Raw genomic sequence first — 21276 nt, 5'->3', positions numbered from 1 at the left:
AGGGTACTCACGTCGGCGCCGTCCCGGGAGCGTGGCCCCACGCGCCCCGACACCCGGATGTGAAGCCCGTCACGCGCGCGCCGGGCCGTGGGCGGCCCCGGCGGATGGCCCGGCAGCCGGCCGACAGATGGCCGAAAGTCACCGTATCGGCCAAAGGCTCAGTTCAGCGAGGGATCGTCCGGGTACGTGGCGATCATCGCCAGCTCGCTGCGCTGGCGCCGCAGCACCTCCCGCCACAGGCTCTCGGGCCGTGGCGAGGAGACGTCACCCGGCTCGGAGTCCACGACGAACCAGGCGCCCTCGGCGAGCTCGTCCTCGAGCTGGCCCGGTCCCCACCCCGCGTACCCGGCGAAGATCCGCAGGCTGCCCAGGGCGGCGGCCAGCAGCTCCGGCGGCGTCTCCAGGTCCACGAGCCCGATGGCGCCGTACACCCGGCGCCAGCCCAGCGGACCCTCGTCACCAGGGATGACGGCGAGCCCGAGGGCCGCGTCGAGGGAGACGGGGCCGCCCTGGAACACCACGCCCGGCTCACCGGCCAGCGGGGCCCAGCCTTCGAGGATGTCGCCGACACCGACGGGTGTCGGGCGGTTGAGGACCACGCCGAGGGAGCCCTCGTCGTCGTGATCGAGCAGCAGTACCACCGCGCGGTCGAAGTTCGGGTCCGCCAGCGCGGGGGTGGCGACGAGCAGCCGTCCTGTGAGCGAGGACACCTCGGTCATGCCAGACATGATCCCGCATCTCGGCCGTTCGCGGGGGGTGAGCGGCCGACTCGCGACGACCGGGCGCGAGCCGCAGCTCATGGGGCGGCCGGCGTCGGTCCTGGCCTGAAGCGGACCGTAACCCTCCGCAAGGAGCGGGAGACGGAGGGTGTTGTGCCGAATTCATTACATCTGCCTGGCGTCCACGGGCTACCAAGAAGGCCACTCCGCCCCCTTACCCTTTTCCCTGGCCCCCTGCCCGACCTCTCCGGAACGCGAGATTCATGACCGGCACAGACGATGTACTGCTTGTCCACGGCGGAACCCCGCTGGAGGGCGAGATCCGCGTCCGCGGCGCGAAGAACCTCGTGCCCAAGGCGATGGTCGCCGCCCTGCTCGGCAGCGAGCCGAGCCGACTGCGCAATGTGCCCGACATCCGTGACGTCCGCGTCGTCCGCGGACTGCTCCAGCTCCACGGTGTGACCGTCCGGCCCGGCGAGGAGCCGGGCGAGCTGGTCCTGGACCCCACGCACGTCGAGTCCGCCAACGTCGCCGACATCGATGCCCACGCGGGCTCGTCGCGCATCCCGATCCTGTTCTGCGGCCCGCTGCTGCACCGCCTCGGCCACGCCTTCATCCCGGGCCTTGGCGGCTGCGACATCGGCGGCCGGCCCATCGACTTCCACTTCGACGTGCTGCGCCAGTTCGGCGCGACCATCGAGAAGCGGGCGGACGGCCAGTACCTGGAGGCCCCGCAGCGGCTGCGCGGCACGAAGATCCGGCTGCCGTACCCCTCGGTCGGCTCGACCGAGCAGGTGCTGCTGACGGCGGTGCTCGCGGAGGGCGTCACCGAGCTGTCCAACGCGGCGGTGGAGCCGGAGATCGAGGACCTGATCTGCGTGCTCCAGAAGATGGGCGCGATCATCTCCATGGACACCGACCGGACCATCCGGATCACCGGTGTCGACAAGCTCGGCGGCTACACCCACCGCGCGCTCCCGGACCGCCTGGAGGCGGCCTCCTGGGCGAGCGCGGCGCTGGCCACCGAGGGCAACATCTACGTGCGCGGCGCCCAGCAGCGCTCGATGATGACGTTCCTCAACACGTTCCGGAAGGTGGGCGGCGCCTTCGAGATCGACGACGAGGGCATCCGCTTCTGGCACCCGGGCGGCGCGCTCAACGCGATCGCCCTGGAGACGGACGTGCACCCCGGTTTCCAGACCGACTGGCAGCAGCCGCTGGTGGTGGCCCTGACGCAGGCCGCCGGCCTGTCCATCGTCCACGAGACGGTGTACGAGTCGCGGCTCGGCTTCACCTCCGCGCTGAACCAGATGGGCGCGCACATCCAGTTGTACCGGGAGTGCCTGGGCGGCTCGGACTGCCGCTTCGGCCAGCGCAACTTCCTGCACTCGGCGGTCGTGTCGGGCCCGACGAAACTCCAGGGCGCGGACCTGGTCATCCCGGACCTGCGCGGCGGCTTCTCGTACCTGATCGCCGCCCTGGCGGCGCAGGGCACCTCGCGGGTGCACGGCATCGACCTGATCAACCGCGGCTACGAGAACTTCATGGAGAAGCTCGTGGAGCTCGGCGCGAAGGTCGAACTCCCCGGCAGCGCGATCGTCTGACGCCCCGTAAGACGGCTTTCGAGCCCTGGACGGCCCCTCGCCCCCGGCGAGGGGCCGTCGGCCGTTCCTGGGGCCCTACAAGGCCTGTACGGGGCGTGTACTGGGCCTGTCCGGGGGCTGTACGAGCCGCGTACGAGCCGTACGAGCGGCGTACCGGACGTACAGGCCGTACGCCGGCGCGCCGCCCACGCGCGCGCGCCGGGGCCGCCACACGCCGCCCGCGCGTGCGTGCCGGGCCGCCCCCGCACCGCCCACGCGCGCGTGCCGGGGCCATGTACGCCGAAGGGCGGCCGCCCCGCAGTGGGGTGGCCGCCCTTCTCAACGCGCCATGGGGGCTTACTTGCCCTTGGCGGCTTCCTTGAGCTTGGAGCCCGCGGAGACCTTCACGCTGAACCCGGCCGGGATGTTGATCGGCTCGCCGGTCTGCGGGTTACGAGCGGTGCGAGCGGCACGCGAGGTGCGCTCGAAGGTCAGGAAGCCGGGGATGGTGACCTTCTCGTCGCCCTTGGCGACGACCTCACCGACGGTCTCGGCGAGCGCGGCCAGCACGGCGTCGGCGTCCTTGCGGGTCACCTCGGCGCGGTCGGCCAGGGCGGCCACCAGCTCACTGCGGTTCATGTTCTTACTCCCGTGTTCTTCTTGCCTATGAGGCGTGCCACGCGGCGGAGCCGCGTGTTCGGCCCAGCGAAGCCGATGCTGCCAGGGCCCTTGGACAGTCCCCGGACCGGGTCTGCTGTCAGACCCTCGCGCCCGAATACGCATCCTGCCCCCACCAGCGGCGGGAAAGCCAATCCGGCACCCTCCGGAGTCACACGAAAAGCGCCACAGCCCCGCCGTGGTGACGTTCGGTCGACTCCCCCGGGACTCTCCGAGACTTCCCGGGGCCGGAACCGCCACCCTAAAGGCGGGTTCACGGCCCCGGGACCCGCGACGCGCCGGAGGTCAGGCGGACGTGGGCGCCGTCACACCGGCGCCGGCGGCCTTGGCGGCGTCGCGCACCGCACCCGCCACGGCGCCCGCGACCTTGTCGTTGAAGACGGACGGGATGATGTAGTTCGGGTTCAGCTCGTCCTCGGTGACGACGTCGGCGAGGGCGGCCGCCGCCGCGAGCATCATCTCCGTGTTGACCGTGCGCGACTGGGCGTCCAGCAGGCCCCGGAAGACGCCGGGGAAGACCAGCACGTTGTTGATCTGGTTGGGGAAGTCCGACCGGCCGGTGGCCACAACTGCCGCCGTCTGACGGGCGATTGCGGGCTCGACCTCGGGGTCCGGGTTCGCGAGCGCGAACACGATCGCGCCGTCCGCCATGGCCGCCACGTCGTCGCCGGAGAGGACGTTCGGGGCGGAGACGCCGATGAAGACGTCGGCGCCGCGCACGGCCTCCTTCAGGGTGCCGGTGACGCCCTCGGGGTTGGTGTTGTCGGCGATCCAGCGCAGCGGCGACTCGGGGTCGGCGGAGATGAGGTCCTCGCGGCCCGCGTGCACGACGCCGTGGATGTCGGCGACCACGGCGTGCTTGACGCCCGCGGCGATCAGCAGCTTGAGGATGGCCGTACCGGCCGCTCCGGCGCCGGACATGACGACGCGTACGTCACCGATGGCCTTGCCCACCACGCGCAGCGCGTTGGTCAGGGCGGCCAGGACGACGATGGCGGTGCCGTGCTGGTCGTCGTGGAAGACCGGGATGTCGAGGGCCTCGCGCAGCCGCGCCTCGATCTCGAAGCAGCGGGGCGCGGAGATGTCCTCCAGGTTGATGCCGGCGAAGCCGGGGGCGATCGCCTTGACGATCTCGACGATGGCGTCGGAGTCCTGGGTGTCCAGGCAGATGGGCCAGGCGTCGATGCCGGCGAACCGCTTGAAGAGGGCCGCCTTGCCCTCCATGACCGGCAGCGCGGCCTTGGGCCCGATGTTGCCGAGGCCCAGCACGGCGGAGCCGTCCGTCACAACTGCGACGGAATTGCGCTTGATGGTGAGGCGGCGGGCGTCCTCGGGGTTCTCGGCGATCGCCATGCACACGCGGGCGACGCCCGGGGTGTAGACCATGGACAGGTCGTCACGGTTGCGGATGGGGTGTTTGGACGCCATCTCGATCTTGCCGCCGAGGTGCATCAGGAACGTACGGTCGGAGACCTTGCCCAGGACGACGCCCTCGATGCCGCGCAGCTTCTCGACGATCTCCTCGGCGTGCGCGGTGGAGGTGGCGGCGATGGTGACGTCGATCCGCAGCTTCTCGTGGCCGGACGCGGTGACGTCGAGGCCGGTGACCGAGCCGCCGGAGGATTCCACAGCCGTGGTGAGCTGGGAGACCGCGGTTCCGCTCGCGGGCACCTCCAGCCGGACCGTCATCGAGTACGAGACGCTGGGCGCCGTTGCCATGGCCGTGTTCCTCTGCTTTCCCTGGTTTCGTTGCCGCGCCGCGCCGGCGGGTGGCCGGGCGGAGCCCTCCGATGGTCGCACCTACCTGCGAGTAGCAGGTAATAGCGGTCGTTTCGGTCGTACAGTTTTCGGAAACTGTTTTCCACCATACGAGAGATGACGGTCTTGGCGGAAGCCCCAACGGACAAACGACAGCAGGTCCGCGCCATCGGAGGATGACACGGACCTGCTGTGTACGACGTGAGTGGCACCGACCCGCCATGCTCGCCTCGCGGCAAGTGGTCGCTCGAAGCGACGAAGGTTGGGCCCGGGGGCTTGGATCGGGCCGGTGCCACACCCAGGCTAACAAACCGCCCCGGTAAGTGATTCCCCCATCGCCAGTTGACTCGGAATCAGGCCCGGGACCGGTGGTCCGCCCGGCCCTCTCCTCAGTCCCTGAGCAGGTCCGGAACGCCCTCGGCGTCCGGCTCGTCGCGCCGCCCCGACACCACCGTGAGCTGCTGCGTCGCGCGCGTCAGCGCCACGTACAGCACCCGCAGGCCCGCCGGGGACTCGTCGGCGATCTCGGCCGGCGACACGACGACCGTCGCGTCGTACTCCAGGCCCTTCGCCTCCAGGCTGCCCAGCGCCACCACCCGGTCGCCCAGGTCCGCCAGCCAGCGCGCCGCCTGCTCGCGCCGGTTCATGGCCACCACGACGCCCACCGTGCCGTCCACGCGGTCCAGCAGCCGCCGCGCCTCCTCGCGTACGACCTCCGCCAGGTCCCCGTCCCGGACGGCGACGAAACGCGGCTCCACCCCCGTCGAGCGGACCGCCCGGGGCGCCTCCATGCCGGGCATGGCGAGGGCCAGCACCTTGGCCGCGAGCTCCGCGATCTCGGCCGGGTTGCGGTAGTTCACCGTCAGCTCGAAGCGGCGGCGCGGCCGGGTGCCCAGCGCCTCGTCCCGCGCCTCGGCCGCCTCGTCCGGCACCGACCACGACGACTGCGCCGGGTCGCCCACCACCGTCCAGGTGGCGTGCCGCCCACGCCGGCCGACCATCCGCCACTGCATGGGTGTGAGGTCCTGCGCCTCGTCGACGATCACGTGGGCGTACTCGGTGCGCTCCTGCGCCAGCCGCTCCGCCCGCTCGCGCTGGGTCTCCTCGCGTACCGGCATCAGCTCCTCCAGGCCGGTGAGCTGGTCCAGCGGGTCGAGCTCCCGCTTCTTGCGCGGGCGCGCCGGGGCGCCCAGCAGGGTCTGGAGCTCGTCCAGCAGTGCCACGTCGTGCACGGACAGCTCGTCGCGCCGCAGCGAGCGGGCCAGGCGCCGCACCTCGCCGGGGTTGAGCACCCGGCGCGCCCAGCGGCCGAGCCGCTTCTCGTCGGCCATGGCGGTCAGCACCTGGCGCGGGGTGAGCTCGGGCCACCAGGCGTTCAGGAACTCGATGAAGCTGTCCTCGGTGGTGACGTCCTCGTCGAAGGAGGAGCGCAGCTCGGCGGCCAGCTCCGGGTCGCCGGGGTGCCGGGAGGCGGCGCCCGACTTGGCGTACAGGGCATCCAGCAGCAGCTTGCGCGCCCGGGGGCGCAGCAGGTTGACCGGCGCCGTGCCGCCGAGCGCGGCGTGCCGGATGCGGGCCAGCTCATCGCCCTCCAGCTCCAGGCGCCGCCCGAAGGCCACCACCCGCAGCCGCTCGGGAGCGTCGCCCAGCTCGAGGGCGCCCCGCACGGCCTTGCGCAGCACCTTCAGCATCCGCGATGAGCCCTTGACGCGGGCCACGGCCGGCTCGTCGTACGCCGTGGCCTCCGCCCCGTCGACCAGGCTGCCGACCGCGCGGATCGCCACCTGGCCCTCCTCGCCCAGCGACGGCAGGACGCCCTCGGTGTAGGCGACCAGCAGCGGGGTCGGCGAGACGATCAGGATGCCGCCCGCGTATCTGCGCCGGTCCTGGTAGAGCAGGTAGGCCGCGCGGTGCAGCGCGACGGCGGTCTTGCCGGTGCCGGGGCCGCCCTCGACGTACGTCACGGAGGCGGCGGGCGCGCGGATGACGAGGTCCTGCTCCGCCTGGATGGAGGAGACGATGTCGCGCATGGTGTGGCTGCGCGCCTGGCCGAGCGCGGCCATCAGCGCGCCGTCGCCGATCACCGCCAGCTCCTCGCCGCCGAGGCGGGCCTTCAGCTCGGGGCGCATCAGGTCGTCCTCGACACCGAGGACCTTGCGGCCCCGGGAGCGGATGACCCGGCGGCGTACCACCCGGCCGGGCTCGACCGGGGTCGAGCGGTAGAAGGGGGCGGCGGCCGGGGCCCGCCAGTCGATGACCAGCGGGGCGTAGTCGGAGTCCAGGACGCCGATGCGGCCGATGTGGAGGGTCTCGCCGATGTCGGCGGTGTTGTCCGGGCGCACGGCGTCGTCGGCCGGCTCGATGGAGGTGTACGCGCCGTCGGGGCCCTTCTTGCCGTCCTTGCCGTAGAGCAGGTCGATGCGGCCGAAGAGGAAGTCCTCGTACTCGTTGTTGAGCCGGTTGAGGTGGATACCGGCCCGGAACACCTGGGCGTCCCGCTCGGCGAGCGCGCCGGGCGTGCCGACCTGGCCGCGCTTGGCGGCGTCGTTCATCAGGAACTCCGCCTCGTGGATCTTCTCCTCGAGGCGGCGGTACACCTGATCCAGGTGGTCCTGTTCGATACCGATCTCTCGGTCCCGGACCGTATCGACACCACGATCGACACCACGGTCGGCTTCCTGCGCGGCCACCGAGGCCCCCTTCTGACGTGCTGGGCAGCCGTCGAGCGTACGCCACGGGAGGCCGATATGTCAGGCGGTGGTCGCGTCGACCTCCACCAGGCGCTGTCCGTCGAACGTCCGGACCTCGAAGTGATCGATGTCGTTCCGGTCCATGGCCGCGCCGCCGTGGACGTAGAGCGGGTTCTTGCCGACCTCGTGCGTGCTGCCCGGGATGCCGTAGCCCCACTTCGGGACGGCCCAGGACGTGACGACCTCCTCCTCGCCGCTCTTGGAGACGGCGATCAGGTTGCACTTCAGCGGGCCCTTGACGTTCTTGAGCTCCAGGACGGTGTGGGTGCCCCAGGCCTTCTTCTCCATGCCGACGGTGGCGCTGACCTTGGTGGAGGCGTCGGTGTGCTGGACCTTCTCCTCCATGTGGTGGAAGAAGGCGTCCTCGGCGGGGCTGGTCGGGTGGGGGTCCGCGGCCTGGTTGGTGCGGTCGGTGTCGTCGCCGGACGTGGCGACGAACGCGGCCGCGGGACCGGCGATGATCAGCGCGGCGGCCGCCGCGACCAGGAAACGGCTGCGGCGGCGGCGCTGGGCGCGCTTGAGCGCGACCTCGTCGACCAGGCGGTCGAGCATCGGCGCCGGTGGGGCGCCGGGCGCGCCGGGCGCGCCGGTGCGTTCCGGCATCGGGAGGACGACGGGCCGGGCCGCCGGGCCGGGGGCCTCGGCGAGCATGGCCAGCATCGGTTCCATCCCGGAGAACTCCTCCAGGTGGTGGGCGCACAGGTCGCAGCCCGCCAGATGCGCCTCGAAGGCGGTGGCTTCGGCGTCGTCCAGAATGCCGAGCACGTACGCGCCGACGGCGTCGTGCACCGACTCGTTCCCCTGTGGAGCGTGGTGCGACGTCATGCCGAGATCCCCCTCTCCTCCAGCGCGAGCTTCATCGAACGCAGTGCGTAGAACACCCGGGACCGGACGGTCCCGCTGGGTATGCCGAGGATCTCGGCAGCCTCGTTGACCGTACGCCCCTTGAAGTACGTCTCGACCAAGACTTCCCGGTGGGCCGGGGTCAAATCGTCGAGCGCATCAGAGAGCGTCATGAGCCACAACGCCTTGTCGATCTCGTCCTCCGCGGGCATGACCTCGAGCGGCGACGGGTCGACCTCCTGCGGCCGGGCCTGCCGGCTTCGGTGGCCGTCGATGACGATACGCCGGGCGACCGTCACCAGCCAGGGTCGGACAGAGCCGGTCGCCCGATTGAGCTGACCGGCGTTCTTCCAGGCACGGATGAGCGTCTCCTGTACGACGTCCTCGGCTCGCTGGCGGTCGCCGGCGACGAGGCGGAGCACATAGGCGAGCAGGGGCCCGGCGTGTTCACGGTAGAGGGCCCGCATCAACTCTTCGTCCGGGACGTCGGGTTGGGTGCGTGCGGGCACCGCTCGATGCCGGGCTCGATGCGTCCCCCGACGGTCATCGGCCACGGCGGCATCCTTGCGCACCTGGAACCTCCCGGTCGAGACCTTGATCTGACTCGTTGTCTCCCATCACTACGGACACGGCGGCGGATCGTCTCAACGCGCGGAGATTTTTTCTCAGGAAGTTTCGGAACTAGCCGTGGGTACGCGCCCGGTGACGGGCCACGCGCTCTCTGTTGCCGCAGGTTTCGCTGGAGCACCAGCGGCGCCGGTGCCCGCGCGAGGTGTCGAGGTAGACGCGGTCGCAGCGGTCGCCCTCGCACTGGCGGAGCCGGGCACGGGCCACCGGGTCGGTGAGCAGCTCGACGGCGTCACGGGCGACGACCGCGAGGAGGGCGCCGCAGTCGGGCGGGGTGCTCAACGCCCGGACGAGGCGGCCCTCCTGGCCGGGTACGGCGCGGAGGGCCGGGGGCGGGGCGGCGGCGAGCGCGTTGAGGTGGTCGAGGCGGGGGCCCGCGTACCGGCCGCGTCCGTCGAGCTCGTCGCGCACCAACGTGTCGATGTCGCCGGCGAGTTCGGCGAACCGCCGCGCCCAGTGTTCGTCCACCCCGTCGAGCGGTGTCCCGGCCGGTACGAGTCCGGCGCCGACGAGCCACTGTGCGAGCCGCCCGCCGTCGGACGGGGGCTCGGCCATCAGGTCCAGGCAGAGCCGCCCGGAGTGGAACCGCCATGCCACCATGCGCCCCAGAGTGCCCGCCCCGGGCGGCGACCGGAACCCCGCCTGCGCGTCGGGGCGCGATTGCGGCACGCACCCCGCGCATGCATAATGCATGCATGGTGGCTCTTCAGATCCGTGACGTGCCGGACGAGGTGCGCGACATCCTGGCCGACCGAGCCCGGCAGCTCGGGCAGTCGCTCCAGACCTACCTCCTGTCCCTGGTCACCGCCGAAGCGGAGCGGGCGAACAACCTCGCGCTGCTGCGCGCTTTCGAGGACCGCGCCGACGGCGTCGACACGGCCATGACGGAGACCGTGGCCGAGATCGAGGCCGGCCGGGCGGAGCGCGACAGTTGATCGTCATCGACGCCTCCGTACTCACCGAGGCCCTGACCGGCGACGGCACAGCGGGCAAGGCCGCCCGTGCCCGGCTCATGCGGGACACTCACTGGGCGGCCCCCGAACATCTCCTGGTCGAGACCTTTCACGCGGTCCGGGGGCGACTGCTCGGACAGAAGATCACCCCCGAAAGAGCCGACGCCGCAATCGCGGCCCTGTCCGACCTCTCCCTGGAGACGGTCCAGGTACGGCGTCTACTCCCGCGCATGTGGGAGCTGCGGCAGAACGTGTCGGGCTACGACGCCGCCTACATCGCGGCGGCAGAGGCCTTCGGGTGCCCGCTGATCACCGGAGACGTGCGTCTCAGCCGCTGCGGGGCCGCGACGTGCGCCATCGAGGTCATCGGCTGACGCACCCCTCCATCCCTACGCGTCGGCGTACTTGGCGTCCGCGCCCGGGTCCAGGGCGAGCCGGTAGCCGCGCTTGACGACCGTCTGGATCAGCTTGGGCGCGCCCAGGGCCGAGCGGAGGCGGGCCATCGCGGTCTCCACGGCGTGCTCGTCGCGGCCGGCGCCCGGGAGGGCGCGCAGCAGGTCGGCGCGGGAGACGACCCAGCCGGGGCGGCGGGCCAGCGAGTGGAGCAGGGACATGCCGGCGGGCGGCACCGGGCGCAGGTCGCCGTCGACCAGGACCGCGTGGCCCCGGATCTCGATGCGGCGCCCGGCCACCGGGAGGGTGCGCGCCCGCGCGGGCAGCTCCTGGCACAGGAGTTGGACCAGCGGGCCGAGCCGGAAGCGGGCCGGCTGGACGGTGTCGATGCCGTGCGCCTGGAGCGGCAGCGCGGTGACCGGCCCGACGCAGGCGGCCAGCACGTCGTGGCGCAGCGCGTCGAGCAGCTCGGGCAGCAGGCCCCGGTCCTGGGCCCGGGACAGGAGCGACGCGCCCGCCGGAGCGCTGGTGAAGGTCACCGCGTCCAGCGAGCGGGCGACGGTCGCGTCGATGAGCCGGTCCAGGGGCGCCGGCTCCTCGGGCGGCATCCACCGGTAGACCGGGACGACCACGACGTCGGCGCCCGCGTCGCGCAGCGCCTCCACGAACCCGGGCAGCGGCTCCCCGTGGAGCTGGAGCGCGATGCGGCGGCCGGCCACGTCCTGGCCGAGGAGCCGGTCCAGTACCTCGGCCATGGAGTCCGAGGCGGGCGACCACTCCTCGGTGAGCCCGGCCGCGCGCACCGCGCCCTTGACCTTGGGGCCACGGGCGAGGACCTGCGCGTCGCGAAGCCGGTCCAGGAGCTCCTCCCCGTACCCCCAGCCGTCGGCCGCCTCCACCCAGCCCCGGAAGCCGATCGCGGTCGTGGCGACCACGATGTCCGGGGCGTGGCTGATCAGGGCCTTGGTGGCGTCGAGGAGCTCGGCGTCGTCGGCGAGCGGCACGATCCGCAGCGCCGGCGCGTGCTGGACGGCCGCGCCCCGGCGTTCCAGCAGCGCGCCCAGCTCGTCCGCGCGGCGGGCCGCGGTGACGCCGACGGTGAACCCGGCCAGCGGGCCGTGGGAACCATGCTCTTGCTGGTGCATGGCATCAGAGACTGGCAAGGATGCGTGACAGTCTCGGTTCGCGGAGATTTCTGCCCCGTTACGTGCCGTCCCGTCGCCTGCCACGCGCGTCACACCTCGGAGTAGCTGAGCTGCCGCTTGGCGGGGATCTCCACCGGGCGGCGAAGGTATACCGCCCAGGTGACGGTCAGGCACGCCCCGTAGAAGAGGAGGAAGGCGACGAAGGCGGCGGTGCCCGTGCCGGCGGTCTGGAAGGACTGCCGGAACGCCAGGTTGATGGCGAGGCCGCCGATCGCGCCGATCGCGCCGATCAGCCCGATCGCTGCGCCCGAGAGCCGCCGGCCGTAGGCCTCGGCCTCCTCGCCCGCCAGCCCGGCGGCGTACGCCTTGGCCTGGAAGATCGCGGGGATCATCTTGAACGTGGAGCCGTTGCCGAGCCCGCTCAGGATGAACAGCGAGATGAAGCCGACGAGGAAGACGGTCAGCGACTCGATCACGGACGCGTAGATCACCACACCGGTCGCGGCGGCCATGGCGACGAAGGTCCCCACCGTGATGCGGGCGCCGCCGTGCCGGTCGGCCAGGGAGCCGCCGAGCGGCCGGATCAGCGAGCCGAGCAGCGGGCCGATGAAGGTGAGGGAGGCGGCCTGGAGCGGCGTACGGCCGAACTGGGTCTGGAGGACCAGACCGAAGGCGAAGCTGTAGCCGATGAACGAGCCGAAGGTGCCGATGTAGAGGAACGCCATGATCCAGGTGTGGGCGTCCTTGACGGCCTCCTTGACGGCCCCGGTGTCGTTCTTCACGGGCGCCAGGTTGTCCATGTACAGGGCGGCGCACACGGCGGCGATCACGATGAGCGGGATGTAGATCCCGAGCACCACGCGCGGCTGGGCCGCCCCCGCCGTACCGATGACGAGCAGGCCGACGAGCTGGACGACGGGGACGCCGATGTTGCCGCCGCCCGCGTTGAGGCCGAGGGCCCAGCCCTTCTTGTGGAGCGGGAAGAAGGCGTTGATGTTGGTCATCGACGACGCGAAGTTGCCGCCGCCGACGCCGGTGAGCGCGGCCACCAGCAGGAACGTGGTGTACGACGTGCCCGGCTCCATCACGGCGTACGCCGCGCCCGTGGGGAGCAGGAGCAGCAGGGCGCTGAAGATCGTCCAGTTGCGTCCGCCGAAGCGCGCGACGGCGAAGGTGTAGGGGACGCGGATCAGGGCCCCGACGAGCGTCGCCACCGCGATGAGGGAGAACTTGCCGGCCGGGTCGATGCCGTACTCCGGGCCCATGAACAGGACCATCACGGACCACAGCGACCAGATCGAGAACCCGATGTGCTCGGAGAAGACGGAGAAGAGCAGGTTGCGCTTGGCGATCCGCTCACCCTTCTCCCGCCAGAAGGTCTCGTCCTCGGGTTCCCACTGCTCGATCCACCGGCCGCTCATCGCGTACCTCCACCTTGCTGTCAGACCCTGAATCCCGTCAGGACCGACGCTAGGGAGGATGCGTTTCAGCCCGGTCATATGACGTGACCGGGCTGAAACCTTGCTCTCACGGAGCGGGCGGGGCGGCGGTGAGGCTTACGACGCGCGGAAGGTCTCCCCGTACATCTGCCAGACCAGCGGCGTCTTCAGGGTGAGGTTGCCGTCGCGCAGGAAGGCGCGCTGCGCCGTGTCGATGCGGCTGGTGTCCTGGGCGGACTTCGACTCCGTCATGACCTTGCGGCACTCGTCCAGGAAGGCGTTCAGGTACGCCTTCTCCTTACCGCCCTCGGCCTTGGTCTTCTGGGCGGCCCGGACCCGCTCGCGGATCTCGTAGAAGCCGTTCTTGTCGATGCCGGGCCCGTGGAAGACCATCGCGTCGTAGTAGATGAACTGGCCGAGCGTCCCCAGGCCGTCCAGCTTGGCCAGGTCGACGGCCGGCTTGAAGTACATCGTGTCGCGGACCTTGTCCTGGGCCTTGCGGAAGGCCGGCTTCTCGCTCTCCGCCTGCCACGCCTCGACGAACCCGGCGCCCAGCCCCTCGTGCGAGTCCGTCCCGTCGACCGCGCGCAGCGCCGGCAGGTACTCGGCCAGGCCGTTGTCCGGGTGGTCCTTGGTGTACGACTCGACGAGGATCCGCATGTCCTTGGTGCCGGAGCAGAAGCCGATCACGCCGCCGCAGTAGCCGTCACCGTCGTCGCCGTCGGCGATGTGGCCGTACAGCGTGCGCCAGTCCTTCGTGGAGTTCATGGCGGAGCCGAGGATCTGGTGCGCCAGCTCCTTCTTGTCGGCGGCCGCGAGGCCGGGCGGCATCTTGGCGAGCAGGTCCTCGGCCGACTCCAGCTCCTCCTCCGCCCGCTTGGCCGCGCCCTGGCTCTCCGACTGGCCGGAGGCCTGCGCGGCCTCCGGCTTCGGGGCCGGCGTGAGGGTGAAGATCGTGAGGGCGAGGAGCGGGGCGACGGCGAGCAGCAGCCACCTGGCACGCAGGATCATGCGACGGAACCCTTCTTGCTGCGCGACGCCTTGCCCGCGCCCGACGGCCACAGCCTCGGGCGCCGCTTGGCGGCCACGTCCTCCAGCCAGCCGAACATCAGAATGCAGTAGGCGATCAGCGACCAACTGAAGATCAGCGTCGGCCATGGACTGTTCATCAGCCACGGCAGATCGCGCCACATCACTTCCAGGGACCACAGCCGGTTCCACATCGTCACGGCGATCGCGATGCAGACGTTGTGCCAGAGGTAGACGGTGACGGCGCGCGAGTTGAGCAGCGTGATGGCGCCGTCGAAGCGCTCCAGCAGGCGCGGCCACTCGGACCACGAGGGGCTGAAGTGCAGCAGCAGCAGGACGAAGCCGAAGCCCCAGAAGGCCGAGGCGAACGGCATGTTCCCGAGCTGGTTCTCGGCGCTCAGCCCGTGGTCCACGGCCCACCAGATGCCGAAGCCCATGATGAACGGGGCGATGGACGGGATCACGTAGTTGGGGAGGCGCTTGAGCACCCCCTCCTGGTGTGCCATGCCGAGCACCCAGCAGGCACCGAACTCGCCGATGCCGTACAGGATCGGGGCGATCGACTCGGCTGCCTGGAGGTAGCCGAAGTTGAGCGCCGCCATCAGCACGAGCGGCGCGGCGATCGTCAGCCACGGCTGCTTGCGCAGGGCCGCCAAGAAGAGCGGCGAGAGCAGGACGAACCAGAGGTAGGCGCGGATGTACCACAGGGGGCCGGCGAAGGGCTCGGCCCAGGTGCCGGGCAGGATTCCGGGGACACCGGCGAGCTCGGCGGCGTTGGGCGGGTCGCTGAGCGGCAGGACCCAGAACAGCAGCTCCAGCCACCAGGTGAGGGTGTCCTCGCCCTCGGCGGGGCCCCAGCCCTGGACGAGCATGCCGGTCACGCCGATCGCGCCGGCGGCCCACAGCGGGGGCAGCAGGCGCCGGACCCGGCTCTTGATGACCTGGGCGGGCGGGCGCTTGAGGGAGCGCGCCATCAGGTTGCCCGCGAGGGCGAACATGACGCCCATGGACGGGAAGACCAGCGGGAGCCACATCCAGCCGGTGAGGTGGTAGAGCACGACCCGGAAGAGGGCGAGCGCCCGCAGCAGGTCGAAGTACCGGTCACGGCCGGGCGCCTTCGGCGCTGCTTCGGGCACGGGGTCGGGGTCGGTGGCCGGCCCGGCGTCCGGGGTGGCGGTCGCCGTCACGGCTCCGGTCCCGGTCTCCGGCTCGGTGAGAGTCGCGGAGGCCGACGGGTACGCGGCCGGATACGCCGGCTGCCGGGCCGGCCCGCGCGGCGGCGCGTAGGGCTGGGCGAAGGGGTCCGGCTCCGTGCCGAACGGCGCGTACGACCGCGTGTCCTGCTCCGGCGCGCCCCATCCGGCGGGCTCGGGGGCCCGGCCGGCCGCCGCGTACGGCTGCGTGGCGTCGGCTGCACCGGACTGCTCGTACGGCCAGGCGGCGTAGGACCCGTCGTCGTAGGGCCGGTCGTAGCCGCGGTCGTCAGGGCGGCCCTCGGCGTCGTCGTACGGGCCGCCCCTGTAGTTGTCCGTCATCCGACGGGTCTCCGATCGTCACTGTGGGCGGCGCGCTGCGTGGGTATGGAGCCCGGCGCCTCCACGACTCCGGTGCGGCGCAGCTTCTGCCAGCGCAGGCGGCCGCCGGTGAGGGCGGTGATCCAGGACTGGAGCAGTACGACGTACATCAACTGCCGGTAGAGGATCTGCTGGAGCGGCAGGGAGATGAGGTGGGTCATCTTCTCCTTGTCGAGCCGGAAGGCGTACGCCGCGCACACCGCCTGCACCAGGAGCACGCCCAGCCACGCCAGGATCGTCTTCTGCGTGGGACCGAAGATCAGGCCGTACAGCAGGAAGACGTCGATCAGCGGCGCGAGCAGCGGTGTGATCACCATGAAGAGCGAGACCAGCGGCAGGCCGACGCGGCCGAAACGGCCGGAGGGGCCCCGGTCGAACACGGCGCCGCGGTGCTTCCAGATGGCCTGCATGGTGCCGTAGCTCCAGCGGTAACGCTGGGACCACAGTTGCTGGACGGACTCGGGGGCCTCGGTCCAGGCGCGGGCGTTCTCCGCGTACACCACGTGCCAGCCGTCGCGGTGGATGGCCATGGTGATGTCGGTGTCCTCGGCGAGGGTGTCCTCGCTCATGCCGCCGACCCGGTCCAGCGCGGTGCGGCGGAACGCGCCGACCGCGCCGGGGATGGTCGGCATGCAGCGCAGTACGTCGTACATGCGGCGGTCGAGGTTGAAGCCCATCACGTACTCGATGTGCTGCCAGGCGCCGATGAGGGTGTCGCGGTTGCCGACCTTGGCGTTGCCGGCCACCGCGCCGACGCGCGGGTCGCCGAAGGGCTGCACCAGGTGGCGGACCGTGGACGGCTCGAAGACCGTGTCACCGTCCATCATCACGATGATGTCGTGGCTGGCGTGCGCGATGCCGTTGTTGAGGGCGGCGGGCTTGCCGGAGTTGACCTGCCGGACGACGCGGACGTTGGGCAGCCACATCCGCTCGACGATGTCGGCGGTGCCGTCGGACGAGCCGTCGTCGATGACGATGACCTCGATCGGATGGTCGCTCGCCATCAGCGACCGGACCGTGTTCTCGATGCACTCCTTCTCGTTGTACGCCGGGACCAGGACCGTGACGGGTTCGGTGACGGGCGCGCCCCAGCGGAAGCCGCGCCGGCGCACCTTGCGGGCGTGCGCGAAGGCGAGGACGAGCATCAGGCCGAAGCGGCCGATGACGAGGACACCGACGATGGCGAGGCCGCCCACCAGGACGACGGTGATGTTCTCGGAGATGCCGACGGCGTAGACGAACGCCTTGCCCTTCCACAGCTCCATGCCGCTGACCTCGGTGTGGGCGCTGGGCGCCCCGAGGGCTTCGGTGAGCGTGGTGAAGTCGTACCCCTTGGCCTTCTGCTGCGGCAGGAAGCGGCCGAGGGCCGCGACCGTCTGCTCCCGGTTGCCACCGGAGTCGTGCATCAGCACGATCGCGCCCTTGCCGGGCTTCGGCGTGGCGTTCTTGATGATCTTGTCGACGCCCTGGCGCCGCCAGTCGTGGCTGTCGGTGTCGTTGAACGCCGCGATGTAGCCGCGGCTGCCGGCGTACTTGATCAGGTCCCAGTTCTTGTTGTCCAGGTGCCAGACGAAGTTCGAGTACGGCGCGCGGAAGAGGGACGAGCGGACACCGGTGGCGCCCGCGAGCGCCATCTGGTTCTGGGAGAGCTCCCAGTCGATGCGCTCCTTGGACTGGAGGGAGAGATCGGGGTGGTTGAAGGTGTGCAGGCCCACCTCGTGGCCTTCCTCGACCATCCGCTCGACCAGGTCGGGATGGCGCGCGGTCATGGCACCGGTGACGAAGAAGACCGCGCGGGCGTCGTGCTTCTTCAACTGGTCCAGGACCTTGGGCGTCCACACCGGGTCCGGGCCGTCGTCGAAGGTCAGAACGATCTTGTCGTTCGGGACGTTCAGGCTGACCGGCTTGTCCGGGTCCCTCGCGTCGATGACCGGTCCGCCCTTGTGCATGGCGGAGGGCACCTGGTCGCGGGCCTCAAGGAGCCGGATCCGGTGATCGGGCCGGATCTCGTTGTGTACGTAGCCGCGCAGCATCAGCATCGCGAACAGCGCGACCAGGAAGAGCGACGGCAGCAGATAGCGCATGGGCAGCCTGCGCCGGACGGCACGCGCCTTCTTCGCGCGCCGTCTGCCTGACGTTGTCATTTACGGTGTGCCTTCCGCGGCCATCTGCTGGCCGCCGCTCTCTTCGACCGGCGGATCGGTCGGGTCTTCCGTCGGGGTCGTCGGGTCGTCCGTGGGGTCGCCCTGCTCCGGCGTGGGGACCGGCGGCTGTGGGGTGGGGTCGTCCTTGGCGGGCCCGGGGGGCTGAGTCCTGTTCGCGCCCTTGTCCTCGGCCTCGCCCGCGGGGCGGTCCGGGCCGGTGCTGGGCGGGGTGGCGGGCTCGGCGGGGCCGCGCGGGTCCGCCGGGTCGGCCGGGGTGTCGTCGGCGGAGGCGGCACCGCTGGGCTGCGGGGCGGCCTCGCCGGTGGAGTGGGTGGGCACCGGGGCGCTCGGGCCGTCGGGGGCGTCGGTGGCGCCGGGGCTGGTGGAGCTGGCGGGGACGACCGTGGTGGTGTCGGTCTTCTTCTCGTCTGCGGGCCCCGGTATGAGGAGCCAGGGGGCGCTGGAATTGCCGCCGGCTATGGCGACGACGAGCGTGATGGCGTACACCGCGCACGCGGTCGCGAGCACCCAGCCGATGCGGCGGAACTTCTTGCTGCGGCGGCCGCTCTCGTCGACGAACACCGGCCCGTCGCCGGGCTCCTGCTCCGCCGGCGCGGAGGCCGGGGCGGGCGCGGAGGCCGGGGCGGGCGCGGACGCCGGTGCGGAGACCGTCACGGCCGGGAGCTCGGCGGTCTGGAACTCCAGGCCCAGGCTGTCGGCGCGGTAGGCGATGGTCTCGTCCTCGTGGGCGAGGCCGCCGGGCTGGTGGGCGTGGGCGGCCCCGGCCGGGTATGCCTGTCCGTCCGCCGCGTATCCGGCGCCGTCGCTGGGATATCCGTGACCGTCGGCCTCGTAGCCGGTGCCGCCGGGGTGGTAGGGCCGGCTGTCGGCCGCGTACCCGGAGCTGTCGGGATGACGGGCGTGACCGTCGTCCGGGTAGCCGTGGGCACCGGCCTGGTAACCGTGACCCTCGGGCGGGAATCCGGCACCGTCGGCTCGATGCCCGAACGCGTTGAACTCGCTGAGGCTGTCGAGCTGGACGGTGCTGTCGAGTGGCTCATTCTGGCGCCCGTTCCAGGCACCTTCTCGCCGATTGTCCACTTTGTACGCACATCCCCCACTGAATGGACCAAGGGTGCGCACACGGACTACCTGGGTACTCGCCACCGGACCGGGCCCCCACCCTGCCGGAGCGCCCCCACCACACTGCACCCGGACCATGAATGTAGCGCACGCTTATGACAAGAGTGCTTATGGTTCATTCATTTGGACACATGTGCAACAAATCACCCTCTGGTAGCCACGCTCCGGGCGGCATCTCCAGCCATCCTTCCGACTCGGCCATCTCGGCCGCCGCCGCGCGCAGCGCGTCGAGCCCCGGATGCTTCAGCCCCCTGCGCCACACCAGCGACACGGGCGACAGCGGTACGGGCCCGACGAGGGGCCGCATGACGCACCCGGGCATGGCCGGAAAGTCCACCGCGGCCAGAACTGGCGTACGCGTTTTGGCCATGACCCGGCGGAACTCCTCGAAGCCGATCGCCACCGGCGCCGGCGGCGCGACCCTGATGCCACGCCCGGCGAAGAGCCGCTCGGCCAGGTCGGTCCATTCCCTGGTCGCGGGGTTGCCGGCGCCCGCGTACACGCTCTCCCCGGCGAGCGCGTCCAGCTCCACCTCGACCCGGTCGGCGAGGGGGTGGCCCTCCGGCAGCAGCACGGCCATCGGCTCGTACCGCACGGGCTGCGCCGACAGCCGGGCGCGGACGGCGGGCGGCAGTCCGGCGAACCGCCCGAAGGACACGTCGAGGCGCCCGGCGGCGATCTCGGTGGCCGCGCTCGTCAGCCCGCTCTGGTAGCGGGCCATCAGCTCGCACTGGGGCGCCAGTTCGCGGGCCCGCGCCAGCACCCGGCCGCTGGTCAGGCCGTCGGTGTTGAGGTCCACCAGCAGCGGCCGCACCTCATCGGCGAAGGCGGCGCCCAGCTCGTCGTACGCCGCCAGCACGGCGTGCGCGTACGGCAGCAGCCGCTCGCCCTCCAGCGTGAGCGTGACCTGCCGGGTGGTGCGGGTGAACAGCTCGGCGCCCAACTCCCGCTCCAGGCGCCGGATGTCCCGGCTGAGCGCCTGCTGGGCGACGTACAGCCGGGCGGCGGCACGGGTGAAGTGCAGCTCGTCGGCGACGGCCACGAAGGCGCGGAGGAGCCGTGGTTCGATGTCATGGGCCACCCGCCGGAATTTACAACACGGGTGCGTCAATGGGCTCCCACCAGGTGTTGGACCGGCGGTCGGCCGCGAGGCGAGGCTGGGCGCATGCCGCAAACGACGAACGCTCCGCTGCTCGCCCTCACCCCCGAGTCCCCCGTCCTCGCCCCCCGCTACGAGGCCCCGCGCCACGACACCCCGTACCCATACGCCCCGCGACGGACGCCGCCCCGCACACCGCGCCGGAAACCAGGGCCCCTGGAGCGCTACGCCCGGCTCTTCGCGCTGCCCGGCACGCGCGCGTTCACCGTGGGCAACCTCATCGCCCGCCTGCCGATGGGGATGTTCAGCGTGAGCGCGGTCATCATGATCGCCGGGGCGTACGGCTCCTACGCCCTCGCCGGTGCCGTCACCGCCACCGGGCTCGCCGCCACCGCCCTGGTGGCACCGTTCACGGCCCGGCTGGTCGACCGGTACGGGCAGGCACGGGTCGCCGTGCCCGCCACCGTCGTCGCCGTAGCCGGATCGCTCGCCCTGCTGCTGTGCGTGCACCACCACGCGCCCGCGTGGACGCTGTTCGCCGCGTACGCGGCCACCGCGACCACGCCCAACACCGGCGGCATGTCCCGCGCCCGCTGGGCGCACCTGTACCGCGACGACCCCGCCGCCGTCCACACCGCGAACGCCTTCGAGCAGGCAGCCGACGAACTGTGCTTCATGCTGGGCCCGGTGCTCGCCGCGTTCCTGTGCGCCGCGCTGTTCCCGGAGGCCGGCACGCTGACCGGCGCCGTGCTGCTGCTCACCGGGGTGCTGGTCTTCGCGGCGCAGCGCGCCACCGAGCCGCCCGTCACGCCCCGCGCGGGCGGGGCGCGCACCCCGCTCCGTACGCCCGGCATGCCCGCCCTGCTGGCGGTGTTCCTGGCGACGGGCGCGGTGTTCGGGTCGATGGAGGTCGTCACGCTCGCCTTCGTGGACGGCCCGGCGGCCGGTGCCGTACTGGCGCTCCAGGCGGCGGGGTCGTGCGCGGCGGGCCTGGTGTACGGCTCGGTGCGGCCCGCACGCCACGTGGGGCGCCGTCTGCTGGGATGCCTCGCCGCGATGACCGCGCTGATGTCGCTGCCGCTGCTGGCTGCGGCCGGCACCGGCTCGCTGCTCGCGCTGGCGGGCGCGCTGCTGGCGGCGGGGATGGCGACCGCGCCGACCATGGTGACGGGCATGACGCTGGTCCAGCGCCTGACGCCCACGGCGCAGCTCAACGAGGGCATGACCTTGGCCGTCACCGCCCTGCTGGGCGGCATCGCGGCCGGCTCGGCGACCGGCGGCTGGACGGTCGAGCACGCCGGGGCGTGGGCCGGGTACGTGGTGCCGGTCGCGGCGGCGGCCGCCGCCCTGGTCCTGGCGGCGGCGGGTACGACGAAGGCCCGGCCGTCGCGATGACGGC

Annotated in this window: 18 protein-coding genes; 4 read left to right on the top strand and 14 right to left on the bottom strand. The window is 71.8% G+C overall.

Annotated elements, in window-relative coordinates:
* Positions 1-158: 158 nt before the first annotated feature.
* Entirely contained in the window at positions 159-719 is a 561-nt protein-coding gene (locus tag ACZ46W_RS26900) for a YqgE/AlgH family protein (protein WP_064072171.1), read from the bottom strand.
* Between the two features lie 263 nt (positions 720-982).
* Here ACZ46W_RS26900 and murA point away from each other — a divergent pair, with 263 nt between their 5' ends.
* Positions 983-2323 carry a UDP-N-acetylglucosamine 1-carboxyvinyltransferase gene (murA, locus tag ACZ46W_RS26895; RefSeq protein ID WP_126886772.1) on the top strand — a complete coding sequence of 447 codons (1341 nt, stop codon included), beginning with the start codon at positions 983-985 and terminating at the stop codon, positions 2321-2323.
* 336 nt (positions 2324-2659) lie between these two features.
* Here murA and ACZ46W_RS26890 read toward each other — a convergent pair whose 3' ends face one another.
* From ACZ46W_RS26890 to ACZ46W_RS26865, 6 genes are all read right to left on the bottom strand, one after another.
* Positions 2660-2941 carry an HU family DNA-binding protein gene (locus ACZ46W_RS26890; RefSeq protein ID WP_084894445.1) on the bottom strand — a complete coding sequence of 94 codons (282 nt, stop codon included), beginning with the start codon at positions 2939-2941 and terminating at the stop codon, positions 2660-2662.
* 324 nt (positions 2942-3265) lie between these two features.
* Positions 3266-4699 (bottom strand): NAD-dependent malic enzyme, encoded by a 1434-nt coding sequence (locus ACZ46W_RS26885; protein WP_468342499.1) that lies wholly within the window; start codon positions 4697-4699, stop codon positions 3266-3268.
* Positions 4700-5127: 428 nt separating this feature from the next.
* Positions 5128-7428 (bottom strand): HelD family protein, encoded by a 2301-nt coding sequence (locus tag ACZ46W_RS26880; protein WP_468342496.1) that lies wholly within the window; start codon positions 7426-7428, stop codon positions 5128-5130.
* A 60-nt stretch (positions 7429-7488) separates the two neighbouring features.
* Positions 7489-8313 carry an anti-sigma factor family protein gene (locus ACZ46W_RS26875; protein ID WP_468342493.1) on the bottom strand — a complete coding sequence of 275 codons (825 nt, stop codon included), beginning with the start codon at positions 8311-8313 and terminating at the stop codon, positions 7489-7491.
* Positions 8310-8903: a sigma-70 family RNA polymerase sigma factor gene (locus tag ACZ46W_RS26870; protein ID WP_064072166.1), complete on the bottom strand. Its 594-nt coding sequence runs from the start codon at positions 8901-8903 to the stop codon at positions 8310-8312. The genes ACZ46W_RS26875 and ACZ46W_RS26870 overlap by 4 nt, the downstream gene beginning before the upstream one ends.
* Positions 8904-9012: 109 nt before the next feature.
* Entirely contained in the window at positions 9013-9558 is a 546-nt protein-coding gene (locus ACZ46W_RS26865) for a CGNR zinc finger domain-containing protein (protein WP_468342489.1), read from the bottom strand.
* Positions 9559-9653: 95 nt separating this feature from the next.
* Between ACZ46W_RS26865 and ACZ46W_RS26860 the strand changes: the two genes are divergently transcribed.
* Both ACZ46W_RS26860 and ACZ46W_RS26855 read left to right on the top strand, forming a co-directional pair.
* A complete protein-coding gene (locus ACZ46W_RS26860; RefSeq protein WP_468342486.1) occupies positions 9654-9893 on the top strand; it encodes a hypothetical protein in 240 nt (79 codons plus the stop codon).
* Positions 9890-10285 (top strand): type II toxin-antitoxin system VapC family toxin, encoded by a 396-nt coding sequence (locus tag ACZ46W_RS26855; protein WP_468342483.1) that lies wholly within the window; start codon positions 9890-9892, stop codon positions 10283-10285. The genes ACZ46W_RS26860 and ACZ46W_RS26855 overlap by 4 nt, the downstream gene beginning before the upstream one ends.
* 15 nt (positions 10286-10300) lie before the next feature.
* Here the strand turns inward: ACZ46W_RS26855 and ACZ46W_RS26850 are convergent, their stop codons facing one another.
* The 7 genes from ACZ46W_RS26850 to ACZ46W_RS26820 all read right to left on the bottom strand — a co-directional run bounded on the left by ACZ46W_RS26850 (position 10301) and on the right by ACZ46W_RS26820 (position 19859).
* Positions 10301-11449, bottom strand: coding sequence for a uroporphyrinogen-III synthase (locus ACZ46W_RS26850; protein WP_468342480.1), 1149 nt, complete (start codon positions 11447-11449; stop codon positions 10301-10303).
* Between the two features lie 89 nt (positions 11450-11538).
* Positions 11539-12870, bottom strand: coding sequence for a nitrate/nitrite transporter (locus tag ACZ46W_RS26845; protein WP_468342477.1), 1332 nt, complete (start codon positions 12868-12870; stop codon positions 11539-11541).
* 135 nt (positions 12871-13005) lie between these two features.
* Positions 13006-13896, bottom strand: a complete 891-nt coding sequence (locus tag ACZ46W_RS26840) for a chitosanase (RefSeq protein WP_468343390.1) — start codon at positions 13894-13896, stop codon at positions 13006-13008.
* The gene (locus ACZ46W_RS26835) at positions 13896-15452 is read right to left on the bottom strand and encodes an acyltransferase family protein (protein WP_468342474.1); all 1557 of its coding nucleotides are present in this window, start codon (positions 15450-15452) and stop codon (positions 13896-13898) included. Before ACZ46W_RS26835 ends, ACZ46W_RS26840 begins: the two co-directional genes overlap by 1 nt.
* Entirely contained in the window at positions 15449-17575 is a 2127-nt protein-coding gene (locus ACZ46W_RS26830; RefSeq protein ID WP_468343387.1) for a bifunctional polysaccharide deacetylase/glycosyltransferase family 2 protein, read from the bottom strand. The genes ACZ46W_RS26835 and ACZ46W_RS26830 overlap by 4 nt, the downstream gene beginning before the upstream one ends.
* 60 nt (positions 17576-17635) lie before the next feature.
* On the bottom strand, positions 17636-18736 hold the full coding sequence (locus tag ACZ46W_RS26825; protein ID WP_468342471.1) for a hypothetical protein: 1101 nt from the start codon (positions 18734-18736) through the stop codon (positions 17636-17638).
* A gap of 157 nt (positions 18737-18893) precedes the next feature.
* On the bottom strand, positions 18894-19859 hold the full coding sequence (locus tag ACZ46W_RS26820) for a LysR family transcriptional regulator (protein WP_468342468.1): 966 nt from the start codon (positions 19857-19859) through the stop codon (positions 18894-18896).
* Between the two features lie 84 nt (positions 19860-19943).
* On the opposite strand from ACZ46W_RS26820, the gene ACZ46W_RS26815 reads away from it, so the two are divergent.
* A complete protein-coding gene (locus ACZ46W_RS26815; protein ID WP_468342466.1) occupies positions 19944-21272 on the top strand; it encodes an MFS transporter in 1329 nt (442 codons plus the stop codon).
* Positions 21273-21276 lie beyond the last annotated feature (4 nt).

It is taken from the genome of Streptomyces sp. NPDC031064 (assembly GCF_055570965.1).
This window is presented reverse-complemented; position numbering and strand designations above follow the sequence as displayed.

Bases quoted from the DNA above. Each gene is read 5' to 3' on its own strand.
- ACZ46W_RS26900 (WP_064072171.1), bottom strand. From the start codon at position 719: ATGACCGAGGTGTCCTCGCTCACAGGACGGCTGCTCGTCGCCACCCCC.
- ACZ46W_RS26845 (WP_468342477.1), bottom strand. From the start codon at position 12,870: ATGAGCGGCCGGTGGATCGAGCAGTGGGAACCCGAGGACGAGACCTTC.
- ACZ46W_RS26850 (WP_468342480.1), bottom strand. From the start codon at position 11,449: ATGCACCAGCAAGAGCATGGTTCCCACGGCCCGCTGGCCGGGTTCACC.
- ACZ46W_RS26865 (WP_468342489.1), bottom strand. From the start codon at position 9,558: ATGGTGGCATGGCGGTTCCACTCCGGGCGGCTCTGCCTGGACCTGATG.
- ACZ46W_RS26815 (WP_468342466.1), top strand. From the start codon at position 19,944: ATGCCGCAAACGACGAACGCTCCGCTGCTCGCCCTCACCCCCGAGTCC.
- murA (WP_126886772.1), top strand. From the start codon at position 983: ATGACCGGCACAGACGATGTACTGCTTGTCCACGGCGGAACCCCGCTG.
- ACZ46W_RS26835 (WP_468342474.1), bottom strand. From the start codon at position 15,452: ATGACGGACAACTACAGGGGCGGCCCGTACGACGACGCCGAGGGCCGC.
- ACZ46W_RS26860 (WP_468342486.1), top strand. From the start codon at position 9,654: ATGGTGGCTCTTCAGATCCGTGACGTGCCGGACGAGGTGCGCGACATC.
- ACZ46W_RS26875 (WP_468342493.1), bottom strand. From the start codon at position 8,313: ATGACGTCGCACCACGCTCCACAGGGGAACGAGTCGGTGCACGACGCC.
- ACZ46W_RS26890 (WP_084894445.1), bottom strand. From the start codon at position 2,941: ATGAACCGCAGTGAGCTGGTGGCCGCCCTGGCCGACCGCGCCGAGGTG.
- ACZ46W_RS26885 (WP_468342499.1), bottom strand. From the start codon at position 4,699: ATGGCAACGGCGCCCAGCGTCTCGTACTCGATGACGGTCCGGCTGGAG.
- ACZ46W_RS26830 (WP_468343387.1), bottom strand. From the start codon at position 17,575: ATGCGCTATCTGCTGCCGTCGCTCTTCCTGGTCGCGCTGTTCGCGATG.